General features: G+C 72.0%; 14 protein-coding genes. 8 read left to right on the top strand and 6 right to left on the bottom strand.

Annotated features, from left to right (window positions below; all coding sequences use genetic code 11):
- Nucleotides 1-15: 15 nt before the first annotated feature.
- The 5 genes from AB0937_RS05310 to lgt all read left to right on the top strand — a co-directional run bounded on the left by AB0937_RS05310 (nucleotide 16) and on the right by lgt (nucleotide 4,340).
- Nucleotides 16-243 (top strand): tryptophan synthase subunit(beta), encoded by a 228-nt coding sequence (locus AB0937_RS05310; protein WP_366709577.1) that lies wholly within the window; start codon nucleotides 16-18, stop codon nucleotides 241-243.
- 78 nt (nucleotides 244-321) lie between these two features.
- Nucleotides 322-1,608: a tryptophan synthase subunit beta gene (gene trpB / locus AB0937_RS05305; protein ID WP_366709575.1), complete on the top strand. Its 1,287-nt coding sequence runs from the start codon at nucleotides 322-324 to the stop codon at nucleotides 1,606-1,608.
- Nucleotides 1,605-2,423: a tryptophan synthase subunit alpha gene (gene trpA / locus AB0937_RS05300; RefSeq protein WP_366709574.1), complete on the top strand. Its 819-nt coding sequence runs from the start codon at nucleotides 1,605-1,607 to the stop codon at nucleotides 2,421-2,423. The genes trpB and trpA overlap by 4 nt, the downstream gene beginning before the upstream one ends.
- 86 nt (nucleotides 2,424-2,509) lie before the next feature.
- On the top strand, nucleotides 2,510-3,286 hold the full coding sequence (locus AB0937_RS05295) for a thioredoxin domain-containing protein (RefSeq protein WP_366709572.1): 777 nt from the start codon (nucleotides 2,510-2,512) through the stop codon (nucleotides 3,284-3,286).
- An 85-nt stretch (nucleotides 3,287-3,371) separates the two neighbouring features.
- A complete protein-coding gene (lgt, locus tag AB0937_RS05290; protein WP_366709571.1) occupies nucleotides 3,372-4,340 on the top strand; it encodes a prolipoprotein diacylglyceryl transferase in 969 nt (322 codons plus the stop codon).
- 113 nt (nucleotides 4,341-4,453) lie between these two features.
- Here lgt and AB0937_RS05285 read toward each other — a convergent pair whose 3' ends face one another.
- From AB0937_RS05285 to AB0937_RS05260, 6 genes are read right to left on the bottom strand one after another with little or no spacing between them, the layout of a single operon-like run.
- Nucleotides 4,454-5,266, bottom strand: a complete 813-nt coding sequence (locus tag AB0937_RS05285; protein ID WP_366709570.1) for a CoA ester lyase — start codon at nucleotides 5,264-5,266, stop codon at nucleotides 4,454-4,456.
- Complete coding sequence (locus tag AB0937_RS05280; protein WP_366709569.1) at nucleotides 5,263-6,462, bottom strand: CoA transferase; 1,200 nt, start codon at nucleotides 6,460-6,462, stop codon at nucleotides 5,263-5,265. Before AB0937_RS05280 ends, AB0937_RS05285 begins: the two co-directional genes overlap by 4 nt.
- Nucleotides 6,459-7,820: an ADP-ribosylglycohydrolase family protein gene (locus AB0937_RS05275; RefSeq protein WP_366709567.1), complete on the bottom strand. Its 1,362-nt coding sequence runs from the start codon at nucleotides 7,818-7,820 to the stop codon at nucleotides 6,459-6,461. The genes AB0937_RS05280 and AB0937_RS05275 overlap by 4 nt, the downstream gene beginning before the upstream one ends.
- The gene (locus tag AB0937_RS05270) at nucleotides 7,808-8,977 is read right to left on the bottom strand and encodes an ADP-ribosylglycohydrolase family protein (protein WP_366709734.1); all 1,170 of its coding nucleotides are present in this window, start codon (nucleotides 8,975-8,977) and stop codon (nucleotides 7,808-7,810) included. Before AB0937_RS05270 ends, AB0937_RS05275 begins: the two co-directional genes overlap by 13 nt.
- Nucleotides 8,978-9,002: 25 nt before the next feature.
- Nucleotides 9,003-10,331, bottom strand: a complete 1,329-nt coding sequence (locus tag AB0937_RS05265; RefSeq protein WP_366709732.1) for an ADP-ribosylglycohydrolase family protein — start codon at nucleotides 10,329-10,331, stop codon at nucleotides 9,003-9,005.
- Nucleotides 10,332-10,357: 26 nt separating this feature from the next.
- Entirely contained in the window at nucleotides 10,358-11,380 is a 1,023-nt protein-coding gene (locus tag AB0937_RS05260) for an ADP-ribosylglycohydrolase family protein (RefSeq protein ID WP_366709566.1), read from the bottom strand.
- A gap of 228 nt (nucleotides 11,381-11,608) precedes the next feature.
- On the opposite strand from AB0937_RS05260, the gene AB0937_RS05255 reads away from it, so the two are divergent.
- The 3 genes from AB0937_RS05255 to AB0937_RS05245 all read left to right on the top strand — a co-directional run bounded on the left by AB0937_RS05255 (nucleotide 11,609) and on the right by AB0937_RS05245 (nucleotide 18,775).
- Nucleotides 11,609-12,340, top strand: coding sequence for a VIT1/CCC1 transporter family protein (locus AB0937_RS05255; RefSeq protein ID WP_366709565.1), 732 nt, complete (start codon nucleotides 11,609-11,611; stop codon nucleotides 12,338-12,340).
- Between the two features lie 380 nt (nucleotides 12,341-12,720).
- Complete coding sequence (gltB, locus tag AB0937_RS05250) at nucleotides 12,721-17,319, top strand: glutamate synthase large subunit (RefSeq protein WP_366709730.1); 4,599 nt, start codon at nucleotides 12,721-12,723, stop codon at nucleotides 17,317-17,319.
- Entirely contained in the window at nucleotides 17,312-18,775 is a 1,464-nt protein-coding gene (locus tag AB0937_RS05245) for a glutamate synthase subunit beta (protein WP_366709564.1), read from the top strand. Before gltB ends, AB0937_RS05245 begins: the two co-directional genes overlap by 8 nt.
- Nucleotides 18,776-18,907: the final 132 nt, after the last annotated feature.

Genomic DNA, 18,907 nt, shown 5'->3' with positions numbered 1-18,907 from the left:
GCTAGGCTTGGCCCGATGACTCCCACCATGACGACCGTGGACCGGTACGCCCGCCTCGCGCGCGGCTGCCGCCCCCGCGGCTGCCGCGCACCCGCCCGCCGGGTCCACGGCCGCCGCGTCCGGTACGTCATCGGTGACGAGCCGGGCCAGGTGAACGGCATGCGATGGCAGCAGCGCCCCGCAAGGGGCGCGGGGCTCTTTCTGATGTGCGGCTACCGCCGCGCGGGCGCGACCAGCCACTGACGGCTCGCGGCCGACAGCAGAGCCCCGTCCCCACGGCGACTAGTGCACTCACACACAACTCACCGTGAAGGTTTCCGCATGCCCAGCCAGTTCTTCATCCCCGACCCCGAGGGTCAAACACCCAGCCCCGAAGGCTACTTCGGGGCCTTCGGCGGCAAGTTCATCCCGGAGGCCCTCGTCGCCGCCGTCGACGAGGTCGCCGTCGAGTACGACAAGGCCAAGCACGACCCCGAGTTCGCCAGGGAACTCGACGACCTCCTGGTCAACTACACCGGCCGCCCCAGCTCCCTCACCGAGGTGCCGAGGTTCGCCGAACACGCCGGTGGCGCACGGATCTTCCTGAAGCGGGAAGACCTGAACCACACCGGCTCCCACAAGATCAACAACGTCCTCGGCCAGGCCCTGCTCACCAAGCGCATGGGCAAGACCCGCGTCATCGCCGAGACGGGCGCCGGCCAGCACGGCGTGGCCACGGCCACCGCCTGCGCACTGTTCGGTCTCGACTGCACGATCTACATGGGCGAGATCGACACCCAGCGCCAGGCCCTCAACGTCGCCCGCATGCGCATGCTCGGCGCCGAGGTCATCGCCGTGAAGTCGGGATCGCGCACCCTCAAGGACGCCATCAACGAGGCGTTCCGCGACTGGGTCGCCAACGTCGACCACACCCACTACCTCTTCGGCACCGTCGCCGGACCGCACCCCTTCCCCGCCATGGTCCGCGACTTCCACCGCGTCATCGGCGTCGAGGCCCGCCGCCAGCTCCTGGAGCGTGCCGGACGCCTGCCCGACGCGGCCATCGCCTGCGTCGGCGGCGGCTCCAACGCCATCGGCCTGTTCCACGCGTTCATCCCGGACGCCGACGTCCGCCTCATCGGCTGTGAGCCGGCCGGCCACGGCGTCGACACCGGCGAGCACGCGGCGACCCTGACCGCCGGCGAGCCCGGCATCCTGCACGGCTCGCGCTCCTACGTCCTCCAGGACGACGAGGGCCAGATCACCGAGCCGTACTCGATCTCGGCCGGTCTCGACTACCCGGGCATCGGCCCCGAGCACTCCTATCTGAAGGACTCCGGCCGCGGCGAGTACCGCGCGGTCACCGACGACGCGGCCATGCAGGCCCTGCGCCTGCTGTCGCGCACCGAGGGCATCATCCCGGCCATCGAGAGCGCCCACGCCCTCGCCGGAGCCCTCGAGGTCGGCAAGGAGCTCGGCAAGGACGGGCTGATCGTGGTCAACCTGTCCGGCCGCGGCGACAAGGACATGGACACCGCCGCCCGCTACTTCGGCCTGTACGACACCGACGCCGAGGTCGCCGCCGACGCGGACAGCGACACCGCCGAGATCGAGGGGGACGCCAAGTGAGCGGGAACATTGAGCTGTTGAGCGACACCCTCGCCGCGGCCCGGTCCGAAGGGCGCTCGGCCCTCATCGCCTACCTCCCGGCCGGGTTCCCCACCGTGGACGGCGGCATCGAGGCCGTCAAGGCCGTCATCGACGGCGGCGCCGACGTCGTCGAGGTGGGCCTGCCGCACAGCGATCCCGTCCTCGACGGCCCCGTCATCCAGACCGCCGACGACATCGCGCTGCGCGGCGGCGTGAAGATCGCCGACGTGATGCGCACGGTCCGCGAGGCCCACGCCGCCACCGGCAAGCCGATCCTCGTCATGACGTACTGGAACCCCATCGACCGCTACGGCGTCGAGCGGTTCACCGCCGAGCTCGCCGAGGCGGGCGGCGCCGGGTGCATCCTGCCCGACCTGCCCGTGCAGGAGTCGGCGCTGTGGAGGGAGCACGCGGAGAAGCACGGTCTCGCCACCGTCTTCGTCGTCGCCCCCAGCAGCAAGGACGAGCGGCTCGCGCAGATCACCGCGGCGGGCAGCGGCTTCGTCTACGCCGCCTCCCTCATGGGCGTCACCGGCACCCGTGCAAGCGTCAGCTCGCAGGCCCAGGACCTGGTGGAACGCACCCGGGCCACCGGCACCGGCCTGCCCGTCTGCGTCGGGCTCGGCGTCTCCAACCCCGCCCAGGCCGCCGAGGTCGCGGGCTTCGCCGACGGTGTGATCGTCGGCTCGGCCTTCGTCAAGGCGATGCTGGACGCGCCGGACGCGGCGGCCGGGGTGGAGGCCGTACGGGCGCTCGCCGGTGACCTCGCCAAGGGCGTGCGCCGGCAGGCGTAGCAAGCCGGGAAGTCATACAGATCCCTCGTACGGGTGGACCTGGGGCCGGGGAGGCGCGGTGCGCCTCCCCGGTTCGTTTCCGGGGTGTGAGCGAGAAGAACCGTGAGGGAAAGCGCACCGCCCGGGAGAAGCTGGCGGTCGAGCGCGAGAAGCAGAAGTCCGCGGACAAGCGCCGGCGCGCGCTGATCGTCGGCGGCGCCGTCGTCGGCGTCCTGGGACTCGCGGCGGTGATCGGCGTCGTGGCGGCCAACGCCGGGAAGGACGACGGCAGCGAGGCCTCGGGCCCGGTCGTCGCGCCCTCCGGAGCCCAGGGCAAGGACAGCCTCGCCATCCCGGTCGGCAAGGACAGCGCCAAGTCCACGCTCACGGTGTGGGAGGACTTCCGCTGCCCCGCGTGCAAGTCCTTCGAGACGGCGTACCGGCCGGTGATCCACGACCTGACGAACGCCGGCGAGCTCAAGGTCGAGTACCACCTGGTCACGCTCATCGACGGCAACATGCGCGGCACCGGCTCCCGCAACGCGGCCAACGCGGCTGCCTGCGCCCAGGACGCCGGCAAGTTCCCCGCGTACCACGACGTGCTCTTCGACAACCAGCCCTCGGAGGTCGACGACGCCTACGCTGACAACGCCAAGCTGATCGAGCTGGCCGGCAAGGTCGACGGCCTGGACACCCCCGCCTTCCGCACCTGCGTCGAGAAGGGCACGCACAACGGCTGGGTCGCCAAGTCCCACCAGGCCTTCGACAAGGGCGACTTCTCGGGCACGCCCACGGTGCTGTTCGACGGCAAGAACATCTACCAGGACCGGACGATGACCCCGGCCAAGCTGAAGCAGATGGTGCAGGAGGCGAACCAGGGGTGAGGGAAAATTCTCACGCCCCCGTTATGGACCCGTAGCCGGGCCGCCCGGCGCGGGCCCGGTGCGGCACGGTAGCGTCGACCTTGCCATGGAACTTGCCTTCATTCCCAGCCCGTCACGCGGGGTGCTGTACCTCGGCCCCATTCCGCTGCGCGGCTACGCGTTCTGCATCATCATCGGCGTCTTCGTTGCCGTCTGGCTCGGCAACAAGCGGTGGATCGCCCGGGGCGGGCGGGCCGGCACGGTGGCCGACATCGCTGTCTGGGCCGTGCCGTTCGGCCTGGTCGGCGGCCGGCTCTACCACGTGATCACGGACTACGAGCTGTACTTCAGCGAGGGCCGCGACTGGGTGGACGCCTTCAAGATCTGGGAGGGCGGCCTCGGCATCTGGGGCGCGATCGCGCTGGGCGGGCTGGGCGCCTGGATCGGCTGCCGCCGCCGTGGCATCCCGATGCCCGCCTACGCCGACGCCGTCGCGCCGGGCATCGCCTTCGCCCAGGCGATCGGCCGCTGGGGCAACTGGTTCAACCAGGAGCTGTACGGCAAGCCCACCGATCTGCCGTGGGCCCTGGAGATCACCTCCTCCTCCGACGGGCGGGTGCCGGGCACCTACCACCCGACGTTCCTGTACGAGTCGCTGTGGTGCATCGGCGTGGCACTCCTGGTCATCTGGGCCGACCGCCGCTTCCGGCTCGGGCACGGCCGGGCGTTCGCCCTGTACGTCGCCGCGTACTGCACGGGCCGGGCGTGGATCGAGTACATGCGCGTCGACGACGCCCACCACATCCTGGGCCTCCGGCTGAACGTCTGGACCTCGATCCTCGTGTTCGTGCTCGCTGTCGCGTACCTGGTGGTGTCGTCGAAGAAGCGGCCCGGGCGGGAGGAGATCGTCGAGCCGGGTGCGCAGGCCTCCGGCGGCGAGACCGACGGTGCCGAGCCGGCCGATGCGGCGGGCAAGGCCGACCGGGCCGAGGACGCCGGTGAGGACGACGAGCCCGCGGACGAGGCCGGGGCGGACGATGCCAGGAACGAGGCCGGGTCGGGGAAGAAGACCTGACGGTTCACCGCATGTGACGTGCCGAGGGCGCCCGGGACTCTCCCCGGGCGCCCTCGGTGTGTCAGCGGTGGCGGGCCGAGGACGGGGTGGGTCGGGTCGCGGGCTTCGGTGTGTCAGCGGTGGCGGGCGATGGAAAGGATGCGGCGGGCCGCCGTGACCATCGCCGCGTCGATGAAGCGGCCGTCCGGCAGGGCTTGGGCACCCTGCTCGGCGGCGGCCGCCTTGAGGACCGTTTCCGCCTGCTCGATCTCCTTCTCACCGGGAAGATAGGCCCGCTCGATCACCGGCAGCTGGCGGGGGTGGATCGCGGCCCGGCCCAGGAAGCCCAGGGCGCGGCCGTGCGCGCAGGACGCGGCCAGGCCCTCCTGGTCGCGGATGTCCGGGTGGACCGACTGGGCCGGTGGCGGCAGGCCCGCCGCGCGGGCGGCCACGACCACCCGGGAGCGGGACCAGTCCAGGCCCGTGCCGTCGCGAACGCCGAGGTCGGCACAGAGGTCGGCCTCCCCGAGGGAGATGCCCCGCAGACGGGGATGGGCGGTCGCGACGGCGTAGGCCCGCTCCACGCCGAGGGCCGTCTCCAGGAGCGCATACAGGTCGGTCCGGGCCGTGCGGCGGGCCACGTGGACGACCTCGGCGGCCGAGGCCACCTTGGGCAGCCGCAGCCCGGACAGGCCCGGCGTTCCCACGAGGGCGGCGATGTCCTGCTCGCCCCAGCCGCCCAGCGCGTTGACGCGGACGTGGACCGGCACCGGGGGCCGGTCCGTGAGCAGCTCCGCGGTGGCGCTGCGGGCGTAGGCCTTGCGATCCGGGGGGACCGCGTCCTCGAGGTCGACGACGACGACGTCGGCGCCGCTGGTGAGGGCCTTCGTCACCACGTGGGGGCGGTCGCCCGGTGCGTAGAGCCAGGTGAGCGGGTACGCCGTCACAGGGCGCCCTCCGCGCGCAGCGCCGTGAGGTCGTCCGCGGTCAGGCCCAGTTCGGTGAGGACCTCCTCGGTGTCGGCGCCGTGGGGACGGCCGGCCCAGCGGATCGCGCCGGGCGTCGCGGAGAGCCGGAAGAGGACGTTCTGCATGCGCAGCGGGCCGAGTTCGGGGTCGTCGACGGTGGTGATGGTGCCGAGGGCCTGGTACTGCGGGTCCGCCATCACGTCGCGGACGTCCTGGACCGGGGCCACCGCCGCCTCGGCCTTCTCGAAGGCGGCCATGACGTCGCCGCGGGTGCGCGCGGCGATCCAGGTACCGACCGCCTCGTCCAGGACGTCGGCGTGGCGGGCACGGCCGGCGCCCGTGGCGAACCAGGGCTCGTCGATCAGTTCCGGACGGCCGACCAGGTGCATCACGCGTTCCGCGACCGATTGGGCCGAGGTGGACACGGCGACCCAGGTGCCGTCCGCGGTGCGGTAGACGCCGCGCGGGGCGTTGTTGGGGGAGCGGTTGCCGGTGCGGGGCTGGACGTGCCCGAGCTGGTCGTACCAGAGGGGCTGTGGGCCGAGGGCGGCCAGGATCGGTTCGATCAGCGCCATGTCGACGACCTGGCCCTCGCCGGTGCGCTCGCGGGCGGCGAGCGCCGTCATCACGGCGTACGCCGTCGTCAGGCCCGCGATGGAGTCTGCGAGGCCGAACGGCGGGAGGGTCGGGGGCGAGTCCGGTTCGCCGGTGATCGCGGCGAAGCCGCTCATCGCCTCGGCGAGGGTGCCGAAGCCGGGCCGGTGGGCGTAGGGGCCGAACTGGCCGAAGCCGGTGACGCGGGCCAGGACCAGACGGGGGTTGGCCGCCGACAGCTCCGGCCAGCCGAGGTCCCACTTCTCCAGGGTGCCGGGGCGGAAGTTCTCGATGATCACGTCGGTGCCGGCGGCCAGGCGCAGGAGGGTGGCGCGGCCCCCGGGCTTGGACAGGTCGAGTGTCATGGTCCGTTTGTTGCGGCCGAGCATCTTCCACCACAGGCCCACGCCGTCCTTCGACGGGCCGTGGCCGCGGGAGGGGTCCGGCTTCCCCGGGTGTTCGATCTTGACGACCTCGGCACCGAAGTCGCCGAGCAGGGTGGCGGCCATCGGGCCGGCGAAGAGGGTGGCGAGGTCGAGGACACGCAGGCCGGTGAGGGGCGCGGTCGTGGGCGCGGTCATGGGCGGCGGGTCTCCCGGTGCGTGAGGTGGGCGAGGGTGTCGAAGCCGATGCCGTTGAAGTCGCCGATGGACGTGGCCAGCCGGTTCTTCAGGGGAGCCGTCCAGCGGCCGGGGAGCGCCGCGGGGTCTCCGGCCAGCAGTCCGGCGACGCTGCCGGCCGTCGCGCCGACCGAGTCGGTGTCCCAGCCGCCGCTCACGGCACGGCAGATCGCGCCGGTGAAGTCACCGTTCGCGTGGGTGAGGGCGGCGGTGATCAGAGCCGTGTTGGGGACGGCGTGCACCCAGTGGTGGGTGGCGCCGTGGGCGCGGTGGAGTGCGTCGACGACCGCGTCGAAGTCCTGGTGTTCGTGGGCGAGCCCGACGGCTTCGCGGACGGCCCGGGCGAGGCGGGAGCGGGGTGGGACGACGGTCAGGCCGGTGCGCACGCAGGCGTGGACGTCGTGGCCGCCGGTCGCGGCCGTCGCGATGACGGCCGCCGTGAACATCGCGGCGTAGACGCCGTTGGCGGTGTGCGTGAGGGTGGCGTCCCGGTGGGCCTGCTCGGCTGCGGCGGCCGGGTCGCCGGGGTTGGTCCAGCCGTGCACGTCGGCGCGGATCAGGGCGCCGATCCACTCACGGAACGGGTTGCGGTGGCGGGCGGTGTGCGGGGGCTCCACGCCGGTCAGCAGGTTGCGGTACGCGATGCGTTCGGCGGTGAAAGTCCGCCCGGCGGGGAGTTCGTCGAGCCAGGTCCGGGCCAGGTCCGTGAGGGTGAAGGCCCTGCCGTGCCGCTGGAGCAGGACGAGGTTGAGCAGGGGGTAGTCGAGGTCGTCGTCCTCGGGCATGCCGTCGATGTTCTCGGCGAGGGAGGTGGCTGCCGAGCGGCGGTTCCAGGGGTGCTGCCGCAGGAGGTCCTCGGGGACGCCCCGGGCGGTGAAGTAGGTGGTGAGGGGCCAGTTGCCGGTGGCCCGGGCCAGTCGGCGGATGGCGTCCAGAGGCAGTTTCTCAACGGGTTTGCCCAGGAGACAGCCGGCGGCCCGGCCGAGCCAGGCGGCTTCGAGGCGCTGCGGGGTCGTGACCCGGACCTCCACGGGCCGCGGCCACGCGGGGCAGGAGGCCCTGATCCTGTCCAGGTCGGTCGGTTCGTCGTCCGCCAGCCGGCTCGGAAGATCGGCCAGTTCGTCCAGGAGGTCCGAGGCCAGCCGGCGCAGGTAGCGGGACGCCGGGGTGGGGGACGCGCCGGCGGCGGCCGGGGCCTCCGGTCCGCCCGCCGCTCGCCAGCGGGCCGCGATCGCCTTCGGCTCGCGGCCGTCCAGGACCGCCTGGCGGAGTTCGTGGCCGATCAGGTCTTCCGGCTGGACCCAGGTCAGTCGGAGCATGCCGAGCCTCCGAGGGAGGCGAAGGCCTGCTCGTGGGCGCGGCGGCGGGCCACGTCCCGGCCGAAGATCTCGCGGGCCACGGCGGTGAGGGTGGCCGCAGGCTCCCAGAGGTCCAGCCGGCTCGCCTCCGCGACCGTCTTGGCCCAGTCCTCGGGGACCGGTGAGCCCAGGGCACCCGCCAGCGCACCGGCCATCGTGGCGATGGAGTCGCAGTCGCGGCCGTAGTTCACCGCGCCGAGCACCGCGTGCCGGTAGTCGCCCCGCGCCACCACCAGCATGCCCAGGGCGACGGGCAGTTCCTCGATAGCGTGCAGGCGGGAAGGGCGGCGGGCGCCGAGCGAGGGGGAGCGGTAGTCGGGGCCCACCGTGTCGTAGGGGGCCACCGCCTCGCGCAGCGGGCGCAGCGCCGACTCGAAGTCCGTGTGGCGGGACGCCTCCTCGCAGACCCGCTCGATCGCGGCCCGGGTGCCGTCCTTCGCGAGGGAGAGGCACCGGGAGACCACCGAGTCCGGGGTCGCGCCGGGGGTGCACGCCGCTGCCACGGCCGCGGCCAGGACGCCCGCCGCCTCACGGCCGTACGACGACTGGTGCGCGCCCGCGATGTCGAGGGCCTCGGCGTAGGCCGCGCGGGGGTCGGCCGCGTTGACCAGCCCGACGGGGGCCATGTACATCGCCGCCCCGCAGTTGACGATGTTGCCGGTGCCGGCCTCGCGCGGGTCGGCGTGGCCGTAGTGGATCCGCGTGACGAGCCACTTCTCCGCCAGGAAGACGCGCTGCAGGGGGAGTGCTTCGGCCTCCAGTTCCGGGATCCAGCGTGGTGCGGTCATCAGGTCGGGGACCAGGTGGTCGGCGATGGCGTAGGCGTCGAGGTGGTCGCGGACGCGGGCGTAGACGCGGACCAGGGCGTGGGTCATCAGGGTGTCGTCGGTGACGTGGCCGTCGCCCTTGTGGTACGGGGCGAGGGGGCGGGCCGTGCGCCAGTCGTCGCCGTGCCACGGGCCGACGACGCCGTGGACGCGTCCGCCGTGGCGTTCGAGGATCTGCTCGGGTGAGTAACCCTCGACGGGGCCGCCGAGCGCGTCGCCGACCGCGGCCCCGACCAGGGCTCCGGCGATTCGCTCGTCCAGTGGGGTGTTTTGATCAGCTTTGGGCTGCATGGGGGATTTGGGCTGCATGGCCGCATCATCCACCCGGACGGGCCGGTTGCACGGCTTCCAGGAGCTCGGCGAGTTCCACGAGGTCCGTGCCGGTGAGGCGGGGGAGGGCGCAGCCGGAGAGGGTGCGGCAGGTCTCCCGCCAGGACTCGGGGATCGACGCGCCGCCGCCCAGGGCGCCGGTGAGGGCGCCCGCCAGGGCCGGGGCGGAGTCCGCGACGCGGGACAGGCAGGCCGCCGCGGGGATCGCCTCCGCGATGCGGCCGCGGGCGGCGGTGGCCAGGGCGAGGGCGACCGGGACCGTCTCGGCGGCTGCGATGCCGTAGCTGTAGACGTGGTCGACGATCTGGTGCTCCAGGGGCGGGACCAGGGCGAACGCGCTCTCCGCGGCGGCGGCCAGGCGGAGGGCGTGGCGGGCGTTGCGGCCGATCTCCGTCTCCTCGGGGAGTTCCGCGAGGGCGGCGGTGACGCAGGCGTCGACGTGTGCGCCGGCCAGGGCGAGGGCGAGGGCCGCCGCCATGGCGCGGGCGCCGTGCACGCCGTCGTCGTCCTGCGTGTAACGGGCGTCGAACTCGGCGAGGTTCGCGGCGCTGCGAGGGTCGCCGGGGTGGGCCACGGCCAGGACGCAGGCGCGTACGCAGGCGGCGTCGTCGAAGTAGTGGGGGTTGTCGTGGCCGGTGGCGGGCGGGCGCAGGCCGGTGGCGAGGTTGCCGAGGCCGGCGCGGACGGAGATGCGGGCGCGCAGGGGGAGGACGGCGGACTCGATCTCGGGGGCGCGGTCCGTTGCGGCGGAGACTTCGGCGGCGAGGGCGTTCCAGGTGAGGTCGATGGCGGCCCGGGTGCGGCGCTCTCGGCCGAGGTCGTTCAGGACGGTGTCGTCGCCGGCGCGCAAGAGGGCTTCCGCGGCGAAGGCCGCCCACTCGGCGTCGTCGGAGGGGCCGAGGCGGAGGGGGTCGGGGGGTTGGTTGAGGGCGATGGGGACGGGGAGGGTGGTGGTGGCGTTCTGTTCGGCGAACGTGTCGAGTTCGCGGGTGAGGCGGCGGGTCCAGTCGGGCATGCGGGCGGCTCTGTGGCGGGCGGCGGGCCAGCCGGCCGCGTCGCCCGCGGCGAGTCCGAGCAGGAGGCCTTCGGCCTTTCTGTCTCCCACCCGCGCACCGCCCGTGAGCGTCACGCGAGGGGGCCTGGTCTCCCGTGGGGCGGTGTCGCCGCCGGCGGCCGCGGGTTCGTGTGCCTTCACGCAGTGTGTCGCCGCGCCGAGTGCTGTCACGCCGGGTGTCGACCCGCCGTGTGTCGTCACGCCGGGTGTAGACCCGCCGTGTGTCGTCACGCCCTGCGTTGTCCCGTGGTCGGCCGTCATGTCGCGTGCCGTCACCTCGTGTGTGGTCATGAGGGGGTCTCCGTTCCGTCGCCCGCCAGGACGAAGTCCGTCGGTTCCGGGTCTGTGCCGCAGGGTGCCGGTGTCAGCAGGTCCGCGACCTCCAGGACGTGGTGGCCGGCCATCGCCGGGAGGCATCTGCCGTGGACCGGGCCGATGGGGGTCGCCCAGGTCCCGGGGATCGCCGACACGCCACGGGTCGCTCCCGCCAGTGCTCCCGCCACCGCTGCCGTCGTGTCCGCGTCGCGGCCCATGTTCACCGCGGTCAGGACCGACTCCTCGAAGTCGCCGTCGGCCGCCGCGTACGCGCCGAAGGCGAGGGCGACCGCCTCGGGGGCCAGGTCGGTCCAGGGGTAGCCGCCGATGACGACCGCGGAGCGGACCGCGCGTTCGCCGTGGTGGGCGACGGTCACGGCGCGGCGCAGGCTGCGGGCCGTCCAGGAGTCGTCGGGGACGACCGCGAGGGCCGCCGCCACGACCGCGTCCGACGGGGCGCCCGCCATGGCCGCCGCGACGCCCGCGGCCACGGCCTGGCCGCCGTAGATGCCCTCGCCGTCGTGGCTCACCGAGCCGTCGATCGCGACCAGCCGGGCCGCCTCCGCCGGGCGGCCCGCCGCGAACACCCCGAAGGGGGCCGCGCGCATCGCCAGACCGTCGCTCCAGGCGTGCCGGTGCTGGGCGGAGATCGGGGCGGCCAGACCCCGGCGAAGGTTTTCCAGCGTGCCGCGTTCACTGAAACCGGCGCCCCGGAACCGGCCCTCGTCGCGGTCGGCGATCCACTCGTGCCAGGCCGCTTCCACATGGGCGGGGGTGAGTGCGGAGCCGTGCCGGGCCAGCAGCAGACCGGAGAAGATCGCGTACTCGGTGTCGTCCGTGCCGGCCGGCCTCTCGGCGACGTACCCGGTGATCCGGCCCCACCGCGCGCGGATCTCGGAGGGCTTCATGTTCTCGGCAGGGGCCCCGAGCGCGTCACCGACGGCCAGGCCCAGCAGTGCGCCCCGTGCCCGTGCGCGGAGCCCGATCGATGCCATACGGCATGTGTCCCACTCCGGTGACTCCGCCGAGCCTCGCGAGCCCCAGCATCACCCGGTCGACATCTGTGCGCACTGATGATCAAGTGAGCGACAAATGGTAAAACCGCAGGTTAGCCCAGCCTTTCCTTGCTGGCGGGGAAGGAATCCGGGGCGTAGTTTTTGCGTTGTAAAACTCTGGAACTTGTCCAAAGAGCATTCAGGACTGTGGGGAGTGGGGTTCTTTTCATGGCCATCATCGAGACCGAGGCGACGCTGCACGAGGCGCACCGGGACAACCACACGCACCGGGACGTGAACGGCGGCTGGCTGCGTCCCGCGGTGTTCGGCGCGATGGACGGCCTCGTCTCCAATCTCGCCCTGATGACCGGTGTCGCGGGCGGTGCGGTCAGTCAGCACACCGTGGTCCTGAGCGGGCTCGCGGGCCTCGCCGCCGGCGCCTTCTCCATGGCCGCCGGCGAGTACACCTCCGTCGCCTCGCAGCGCGAACTCGTCGAGGCCGAGCTGGACGTGGAGCGGCGGCAGCTGCGCAAGCACCCCAAGGACGAGGAGGCCGAGCTCGCCGCGCTCTACGAGTCGAGGGGAGTCGAGCCGCGGCTGGCCCGGGAGGTGGCCCGGCAGCTGTCGAAGGACCCCGAGCAGGCGCTGGAGATCCACGCCCGGGAGGAACTGGGGATCGACCCCGGCGATCTGCCCTCGCCCACCGTGGCCGCGGTGTCGAGCTTCGGCTCCTTCGCGCTGGGCGCGCTGGTTCCCGTCCTGCCCTATCTGCTGGGGGCGAGCAGCATGTGGCCGGCCGTACTGCTGGCGCTGCTGGGGCTCTTCCTGTGCGGTGCGGTGGTGGCCAAGGTGACGGCGCGCACCTGGTGGTACAGCGGTCTGCGGCAGCTGTTCCTGGGTGGCGCGGCGGCCGGTGTGACGTACGCCCTGGGCACCTTGTTCGGAACGGCCGTAGGATAGCGCGACCTGAACTTATGCAAGGGATCGCATAAGTAGTCGTTACTCGTTGGTTTCGGGTGTGCGACCACCGGGCATGAGCCGTAAGCGCTGCGGGCAACGACGCTCGCCGCGCACCCAGCGGGTGGGCGAAGAGGCCCGTCCCGCTCCCCGGGCCGACGGAAAGCGATCTGACCCGATCGTTCCGTGCGGCCCCTCCATAGCTTCCACTGCTGGCGCGGTACCCCCGCCGCGAACCCCGCAGTGTCCGCATGCTGGAACGGATTATCCCGGTTCCCGAGAACCGCTCCATCATGTAACCTGCACGAAATTTTGCGATCACGCGAGGGCCAACGTCGTCCCTCGGCACTTGCATATGCCACATGACGACGACGGGAGAGCCGATGCGTACGCCGCGCCAGCCGTCCCAGCATTCCGCGAATGGCCAGAACTGGTCGTTCATGGATGCTCGCCCTGCTGCGCAGGGTATGTACGACCCCCGCAACGAGCACGACGCCTGTGGCGTCGGCTTCGTCGCCACCCTCACCGGCGAGGCGTCCCACACCCTGGTCGAGCAGGCTCTGACCGTTCTGCGCAACCTCGAACACCGTGGTGCCACCGGCTCCGAGCCCGACTCCGGCGACGGTGCCGGCATCCTGTCGCAGGTCCCGGACGCCTTCTTCCGTGACGTGGCCGGATTCGAACTGCCCGACGCCGGTTCCTACGCCGTCGGCATCGCCTTCCTGCCGGAGGACTCCACCGCCGACGCCGTCTCACAGATCGAGACGATCGCCGCCGACGAGGGCCTCACCGTCCTCGGCTGGCGCGAGGTGCCGGTCGCGCCCCAGCTCCTGGGTGCCACCGCCCGGTCGACCATGCCGGTCTTCCGTCAGATCTTCGTCGGTGACGGCGCCTCCCAGGGCATCGCCCTCGACCGCAAGGCCTTCGTGCTGCGCAAGCGCGCCGAGCGCGAGGCCGGCGTCTACTTCCCGTCGCTGTCCGCCCGGACGATCGTCTACAAGGGCATGCTGACCACCGGCCAGCTGGAGCCCTTCTTCCCAGACCTGTCCGACCGCCGCTTCGCCTCCGCGATCGCGCTCGTGCACTCCCGGTTCTCGACGAACACGTTCCCGTCGTGGCCGCTGGCCCACCCGTACCGGTTCGTCGCGCACAACGGTGAGATCAACACCGTCAAGGGCAACCGCAACTGGATGGTGGCCCGCGAGTCGCAGCTCGTCTCGGACCTGTTCGGCGGCGACGACAAGGCCATCGACCGGATCTTCCCGGTCTGCACGCCCGACGCCTCCGACTCTGCCTCCTTCGACGAGGTCCTGGAGCTCCTGCACCTGGGCGGCCGCTCGCTGCCGCACTCGGTGCTGATGATGATCCCGGAGGCGTGGGAGAACCACGACTCCATGGACCCGGCCCGTCGCGCCTTCTACCAGTTCCACTCCACGATGATGGAGCCCTGGGACGGCCCGGCCTGCGTCACCTTCACCGACGGCACCCAGGTCGGCGCGGTCCTCGACCGCAACGGCCTGCGCCCCGGCCGCTACTGGGTCACCGACGACGGCCTCGTCGTCCTCGGCTCCGAGGTCGGCGTCCTGGACATCGACCCCTCCAAGGTCGTCCGCAAGGGCCGCCTCCAGCCCGGCCGCATGTTCCTCGTCGACACGGCCGAGCACCGCATCATCGAGGACGACGAGATCAAGGCCGAGCTCGCCGCCGAGAACCCCTACGCGGAGTGGCTCGAGGCCGGCGAGATCGAGCTCGAGGACCTGCCCGAGCGCGAGCACATCGTGCACACGCACGCCTCCGTCACCCGCCGCCAGCAGACCTTCGGCTACACCGAGGAGGAGCTGCGCGTCATCCTCGCGCCGATGGCCAAGGCCGGTGCCGAGCCGATCGGTTCGATGGGCACCGACTCGCCGATCGCCGCCCTGTCGGACCGCCCGCGGCTGCTCTTCGACTACTTCACCCAGCTGTTCGCGCAGGTCACCAACCCGCCGCTGGACGCGATCCGCGAGGAACTGGTCACCTCCCTGCGCAGCTCGCTCGGCCCGCAGGGCAACCTGCTGGACCCGAACGCGGCCTCCTGCCGCAGCGTCCTGCTGCCCTTCCCGGTGATCGACAACGACGAGCTGGCCAAGCTCATCCACATCAACGCCGACGGCGACATGCCCGGCTTCAAGGCCGCCACGCTCTCCGGCCTGTACCGGGTGCACGGCGGCGGTGACGCCCTGGCCGCCCGCATCGAGGAGATCTGCGCCGAGGCCGACGCCGCCATCGAGAACGGCGCCCGCCTGATCGTCCTGTCGGACCGTCACTCGGACGCCGAGCACGCGCCGATCCCGTCGCTGCTGCTCACCGCGGCCGTCCACCACCACCTCATCCGCACCAAGCAGCGCACCCAGGTGGGCCTGCTGGTCGAGGCCGGTGACGTCCGCGAGGTCCACCACGTCGCCCTGCTCATCGGCTACGGCGCCGCCGCCGTCAACCCGTACCTGGCGATGGAGTCCGTCGAGGACCTGGTCCGCGCCGGCACCTTCCTGCCCGGCATCGAGCCCGAGAAGGCCATCCGCAACCTGATCTACGCCCTCGGCAAGGGCGTGCTGAAGGTCATGTCGAAGATGGGCATCTCGACCGTCGCCTCCTACCGCGGCGCCCAGGTCTTCGAGGCCGTCGGTCTCGACGAGGCCTTCGTCGAGAAGTACTTCAACGGCACGGCCACCAAGATCGGCGGCGTGGGCATCGACGTCGTCGCCAAGGAGGTCGCCGCCCGGCACGCCAAGGCCTACCCGGCCTCCGGCATCGCCCCGGCGCACCGCGCGCTGGAGATAGGCGGCGAGTACCAGTGGCGCCGCGAGGGCGAGCCGCACCTGTTCGACCCCGAGACGGTCTTCCGCCTCCAGCACTCCACGCGCTCCGGCAAGTACGACATCTTCAAGAAGTACACCGAGCGCGTGAACGAGCAGTCCGAGCGCCTGATGACGCTGCGCGGCCTGTTCGGCTTCAAGTCGGACCGCAAGCCGATCTCCATCGACGAGGTCGAGCCCGTCTCCGAGATCGTCAAGCGCTTCTCCACGGGCGCCATGTCGTACGGCTCCATCTCCCAGGAGGCGCACGAGACCCTCGCCATCGCCATGAACCAGCTGGGCGGCAAGTCCAACACCGGTGAGGGCGGCGAGGACCCGGAGCGCCTGTACGACCCGGCGCGCCGGTCGTCCATCAAGCAGGTCGCCTCCGGCCGCTTCGGTGTGACCTCCGAGTACCTGGTCAACTCCGACGACATCCAGATCAAGATGGCCCAGGGCGCCAAGCCCGGCGAGGGCGGCCAGCTGCCCGGCCACAAGGTCTACCCGTGGGTCGCCAAGACGCGTCACTCGACGCCCGGTGTCGGCCTCATCTCGCCGCCGCCGCACCACGACATCTACTCCATCGAGGACCTCGCCCAGCTGATCCACGACCTGAAGAACGCGAACCCGCAGGCGCGGATTCACGTCAAGCTGGTCTCCGAGGTCGGCGTCGGCACGGTCGCCGCGGGTGTGTCCAAGGCGCACGCGGACGTCGTGCTCATCTCCGGCCACGACGGCGGTACGGGCGCCTCGCCGCTCACCTCGCTGAAGCACGCCGGCGGTCCCTGGGAGCTCGGCCTCGCCGAGACCCAGCAGACGCTGCTGCTCAACGGCCTGCGCGACCGCATCGTCGTCCAGACCGACGGCCAGCTGAAGACCGGCCGTGACGTCGTCATCGCCGCGCTGCTCGGCGCCGAGGAGTTCGGTTTCGCGACCGCGCCGCTCGTCGTCTCCGGCTGCGTCATGATGCGCGTCTGCCACCTGGACACCTGCCCGGTCGGCATCGCCACGCAGAACCCGGTGCTGCGCGAGCGCTACTCCGGCAAGGCCGAGTACGTCGTGAACTTCTTCCAGTTCATCGCCGAAGAGGTCCGCGAGATCCTCGCCGAGCTGGGCTTCCGCTCCATCGAGGAGGCCGTCGGCCACGCCGAGGCGCTCGACGTGACCCGCGCGGTCGACCACTGGAAGGCGCAGGGCCTGGACCTGGAGCCGCTGTTCCACGTGCCCGAGCTGCCCGAGGGCGCGGTCCGCCACCAGCTGATCGCCCAGGACCACGGTCTGGAGAAGGCGCTCGACAACCAGCTGATCAAGCTGGCCGCCGACGCGCTCTCCGCAACCGGTGCCCATGACGCCCAGCCGGTGCGCGCCCAGGTGGAGATCCGCAACATCAACCGCACGGTCGGCACCATGCTCGGCCACGAGGTGACGAAGAAGTTCGGCGGTGCGGGCCTGCCCGACGACACCATCGACATCACCTTCACCGGCTCCGCCGGCCAGTCCTTCGGCGCGTTCGTGCCGAGCGGTGTCACGCTCCGCCTGGAGGGCGACGCCAACGACTACGTCGGCAAGGGCCTGTCCGGCGGCCGGATCGTCGTCCGCCCGGACCGCGCGGCCGACCACCTCGCCGAGTACAGCGTCATCGCCGGCAACACCATCGGCTACGGCGCCACCGGCGGCGAGATGTTCCTGCGCGGCAAGGTCGGCGAGCGGTTCTGCGTCCGCAACTCCGGTGCCACGGTCGTCTCCGAGGGCGTGGGCGACCACGGCTGCGAGTACATGACCGGTGGTCACGCGGTGGTCCTCGGCGAGACGGGCCGCAACTTCGCGGCCGGCATGTCCGGCGGTATCGCCTACGTGATCGACCTGGACCGCGACAACGTCAACGTCGGCAACCTGGACGCCGTCGAGCCGCTGGACGACACCGACAAGCAGTGGCTGCACGACGTGGTCCGCCGCCACCAGGAGGAGACGGGCTCCACCGTCGCCGAGAAGCTCCTGGCCGAGTGGGACACCGCCGTCGAGCGCTTCAGCAGGATCATCCCCAGCACGTACAAGGCAGTGCTCGCCGCCAAGGACGCCGCCGAGCGAGCCGGTCTCTCCGAGACCGAGACCCACGAGAAGATGATGGAGGCGGCGATCAATGGCTGACCCGAAGGGCTTCCTGAACCACGGGCGCGAGCTCGCCAAGTCCCGCCCCGTCGAGGAGCGCGTCAAGGACTGGAACGAGGTCTACGTCCCCGGCTCGCTGCTGCCCATCATCAGCAAGCAGGCCAGCCGCTGCATGGACTGCGGCATCCCGTTCTGCCACAACGGCTGTCCGCTCGGGAACCTGATCCCCGAGTGGAACGACTACGCCTACCGCGAGGACTGGGCGGCGGCTTCGGAGCGTCTGCACGCGACGAACAACTTCCCGGAGTTCACCGGCCGTCTGTGCCCCGCTCCCTGCGAGGCGGCGTGTGTGCTCGGCATCAACCAGCCGCCGGTCACCATCAAGAACGTCGAGGTCTCGATCATCGACAAGGCGTGGGAGACCGGGGACGTCGCCCCGCAGATCCCGGAGCGCCTGTCCGGCAAGACCGTCGCCGTCGTCGGCTCGGGCCCGGCCGGCCTCGCCGCCGCCCAGCAGCTGACCCGCGCCGGTCACACCGTCGCCGTCTACGAGCGCGCGGACCGCATCGGAGGCCTCCTCCGCTACGGCATCCCCGAGTTCAAGATGGAGAAGCGGCACATCAACCGCCGCATCGAGCAGATGCGCGCGGAGGGCACCCGCTTCCGCACGGGCGTCGAGATCGGCCGCGACCTGAAGGCCACGGACCTGAAGAAGCGCTACGACGCGGTCGTCCTGGCCGTCGGCGCCACCACGGCCCGTGACCTGCCGGTGCCCGGACGCGAACTCAAGGGCATCTACCAGGCCATGGAGTACCTGCCGCTGGCCAACAAGGTGCAGGAGGGCGACTTCGTGGCGCCCCCCATCTCCGCCGAGGGCAAGCACGTCGTGGTCATCGGCGGCGGCGACACCGGCGCGGACTGCGTGGGCACCGCCCACCGCCAGGGCGCGGCCTCCGTCACGCAGCTGGAGATCATGCCCCGCCCGGGCGAGGAGCGGCACCCGGTCAACCAGCCCTGGCCGACCTTCCCCATGCTGTACAAGGTCACCTCGGCGCACGAGGAGGGCGGCGAGCGGGTCTACTCCGTCTCGACGACCCACTTCGAGGGCGACGAGGACGGCAACGTCCAGTGGCTGCACCTCACCGAGGTGGAGTTCATCGACGGCAAGCTGACCCCGAAGCCGGGCTCCGAGCGCAAGATCCCCGCGCAGCTGGTCACCCTCGCCATGGGCTTCACCGGCACCGACCGGGACAACGGTCTGGTCGAGCAGTTCGGCCTGGAGCTCGACGAGCGCGGCAACATCGCCCGCGACGCCGACTTCCGGACCAACGTGCCGGGCGTGTTCGTGGCCGGTGACGCCGGCCGCGGTCAGTCGCTCATCGTCTGGGCGATCGCGGAGGGCCGCTCGGCGGCGCGCGGAGTGGACCGTGCCCTCACGGGCGCGAGCGAGCTGCCGGCGCCGATCCGCCCGACGGACCGCGCGCTGATGGTCTGACCGCACCTCACCCGCGGTCCGACCACCTCACCCGTGGTCCGACCGCACCTCACAGGACGTCCCGCACAAAGGCGTGCGGAACACTGACGGCGCCTGCCCCTTGTCCCCGACCGGACGACTGGGCGGGCGCCG

The organism is Streptomyces sp. NPDC047880 (assembly GCF_040706515.1).
In the GTDB taxonomy this organism is placed as follows: domain Bacteria; phylum Actinomycetota; class Actinomycetes; order Streptomycetales; family Streptomycetaceae; genus Streptomyces.
Note: the sequence above shows the minus strand (reverse complement) of the source record. Positions and strands in the feature narration are given on the sequence as shown.

What these genes read in the sequence shown, in the direction of transcription:
- AB0937_RS05260 (WP_366709566.1), bottom strand. Translation starts at nt 11,380, where the DNA reads ATGGCATCGATCGGGCTCCGCGCACGGGCACGGGGCGCACTGCTGGGC.
- lgt (WP_366709571.1), top strand. Translation starts at nt 3,372, where the DNA reads ATGGAACTTGCCTTCATTCCCAGCCCGTCACGCGGGGTGCTGTACCTC.
- AB0937_RS05275 (WP_366709567.1), bottom strand. Translation starts at nt 7,820, where the DNA reads ATGCTCCGACTGACCTGGGTCCAGCCGGAAGACCTGATCGGCCACGAA.
- AB0937_RS05245 (WP_366709564.1), top strand. Translation starts at nt 17,312, where the DNA reads ATGGCTGACCCGAAGGGCTTCCTGAACCACGGGCGCGAGCTCGCCAAG.
- trpB (WP_366709575.1), top strand. Translation starts at nt 322, where the DNA reads ATGCCCAGCCAGTTCTTCATCCCCGACCCCGAGGGTCAAACACCCAGC.
- AB0937_RS05280 (WP_366709569.1), bottom strand. Translation starts at nt 6,462, where the DNA reads ATGACCGCGCCCACGACCGCGCCCCTCACCGGCCTGCGTGTCCTCGAC.
- AB0937_RS05270 (WP_366709734.1), bottom strand. Translation starts at nt 8,977, where the DNA reads ATGCAGCCCAAAGCTGATCAAAACACCCCACTGGACGAGCGAATCGCC.
- AB0937_RS05255 (WP_366709565.1), top strand. Translation starts at nt 11,609, where the DNA reads ATGGCCATCATCGAGACCGAGGCGACGCTGCACGAGGCGCACCGGGAC.
- AB0937_RS05310 (WP_366709577.1), top strand. Translation starts at nt 16, where the DNA reads ATGACTCCCACCATGACGACCGTGGACCGGTACGCCCGCCTCGCGCGC.
- gltB (WP_366709730.1), top strand. Translation starts at nt 12,721, where the DNA reads ATGCGTACGCCGCGCCAGCCGTCCCAGCATTCCGCGAATGGCCAGAAC.
- AB0937_RS05265 (WP_366709732.1), bottom strand. Translation starts at nt 10,331, where the DNA reads ATGACGGCCGACCACGGGACAACGCAGGGCGTGACGACACACGGCGGG.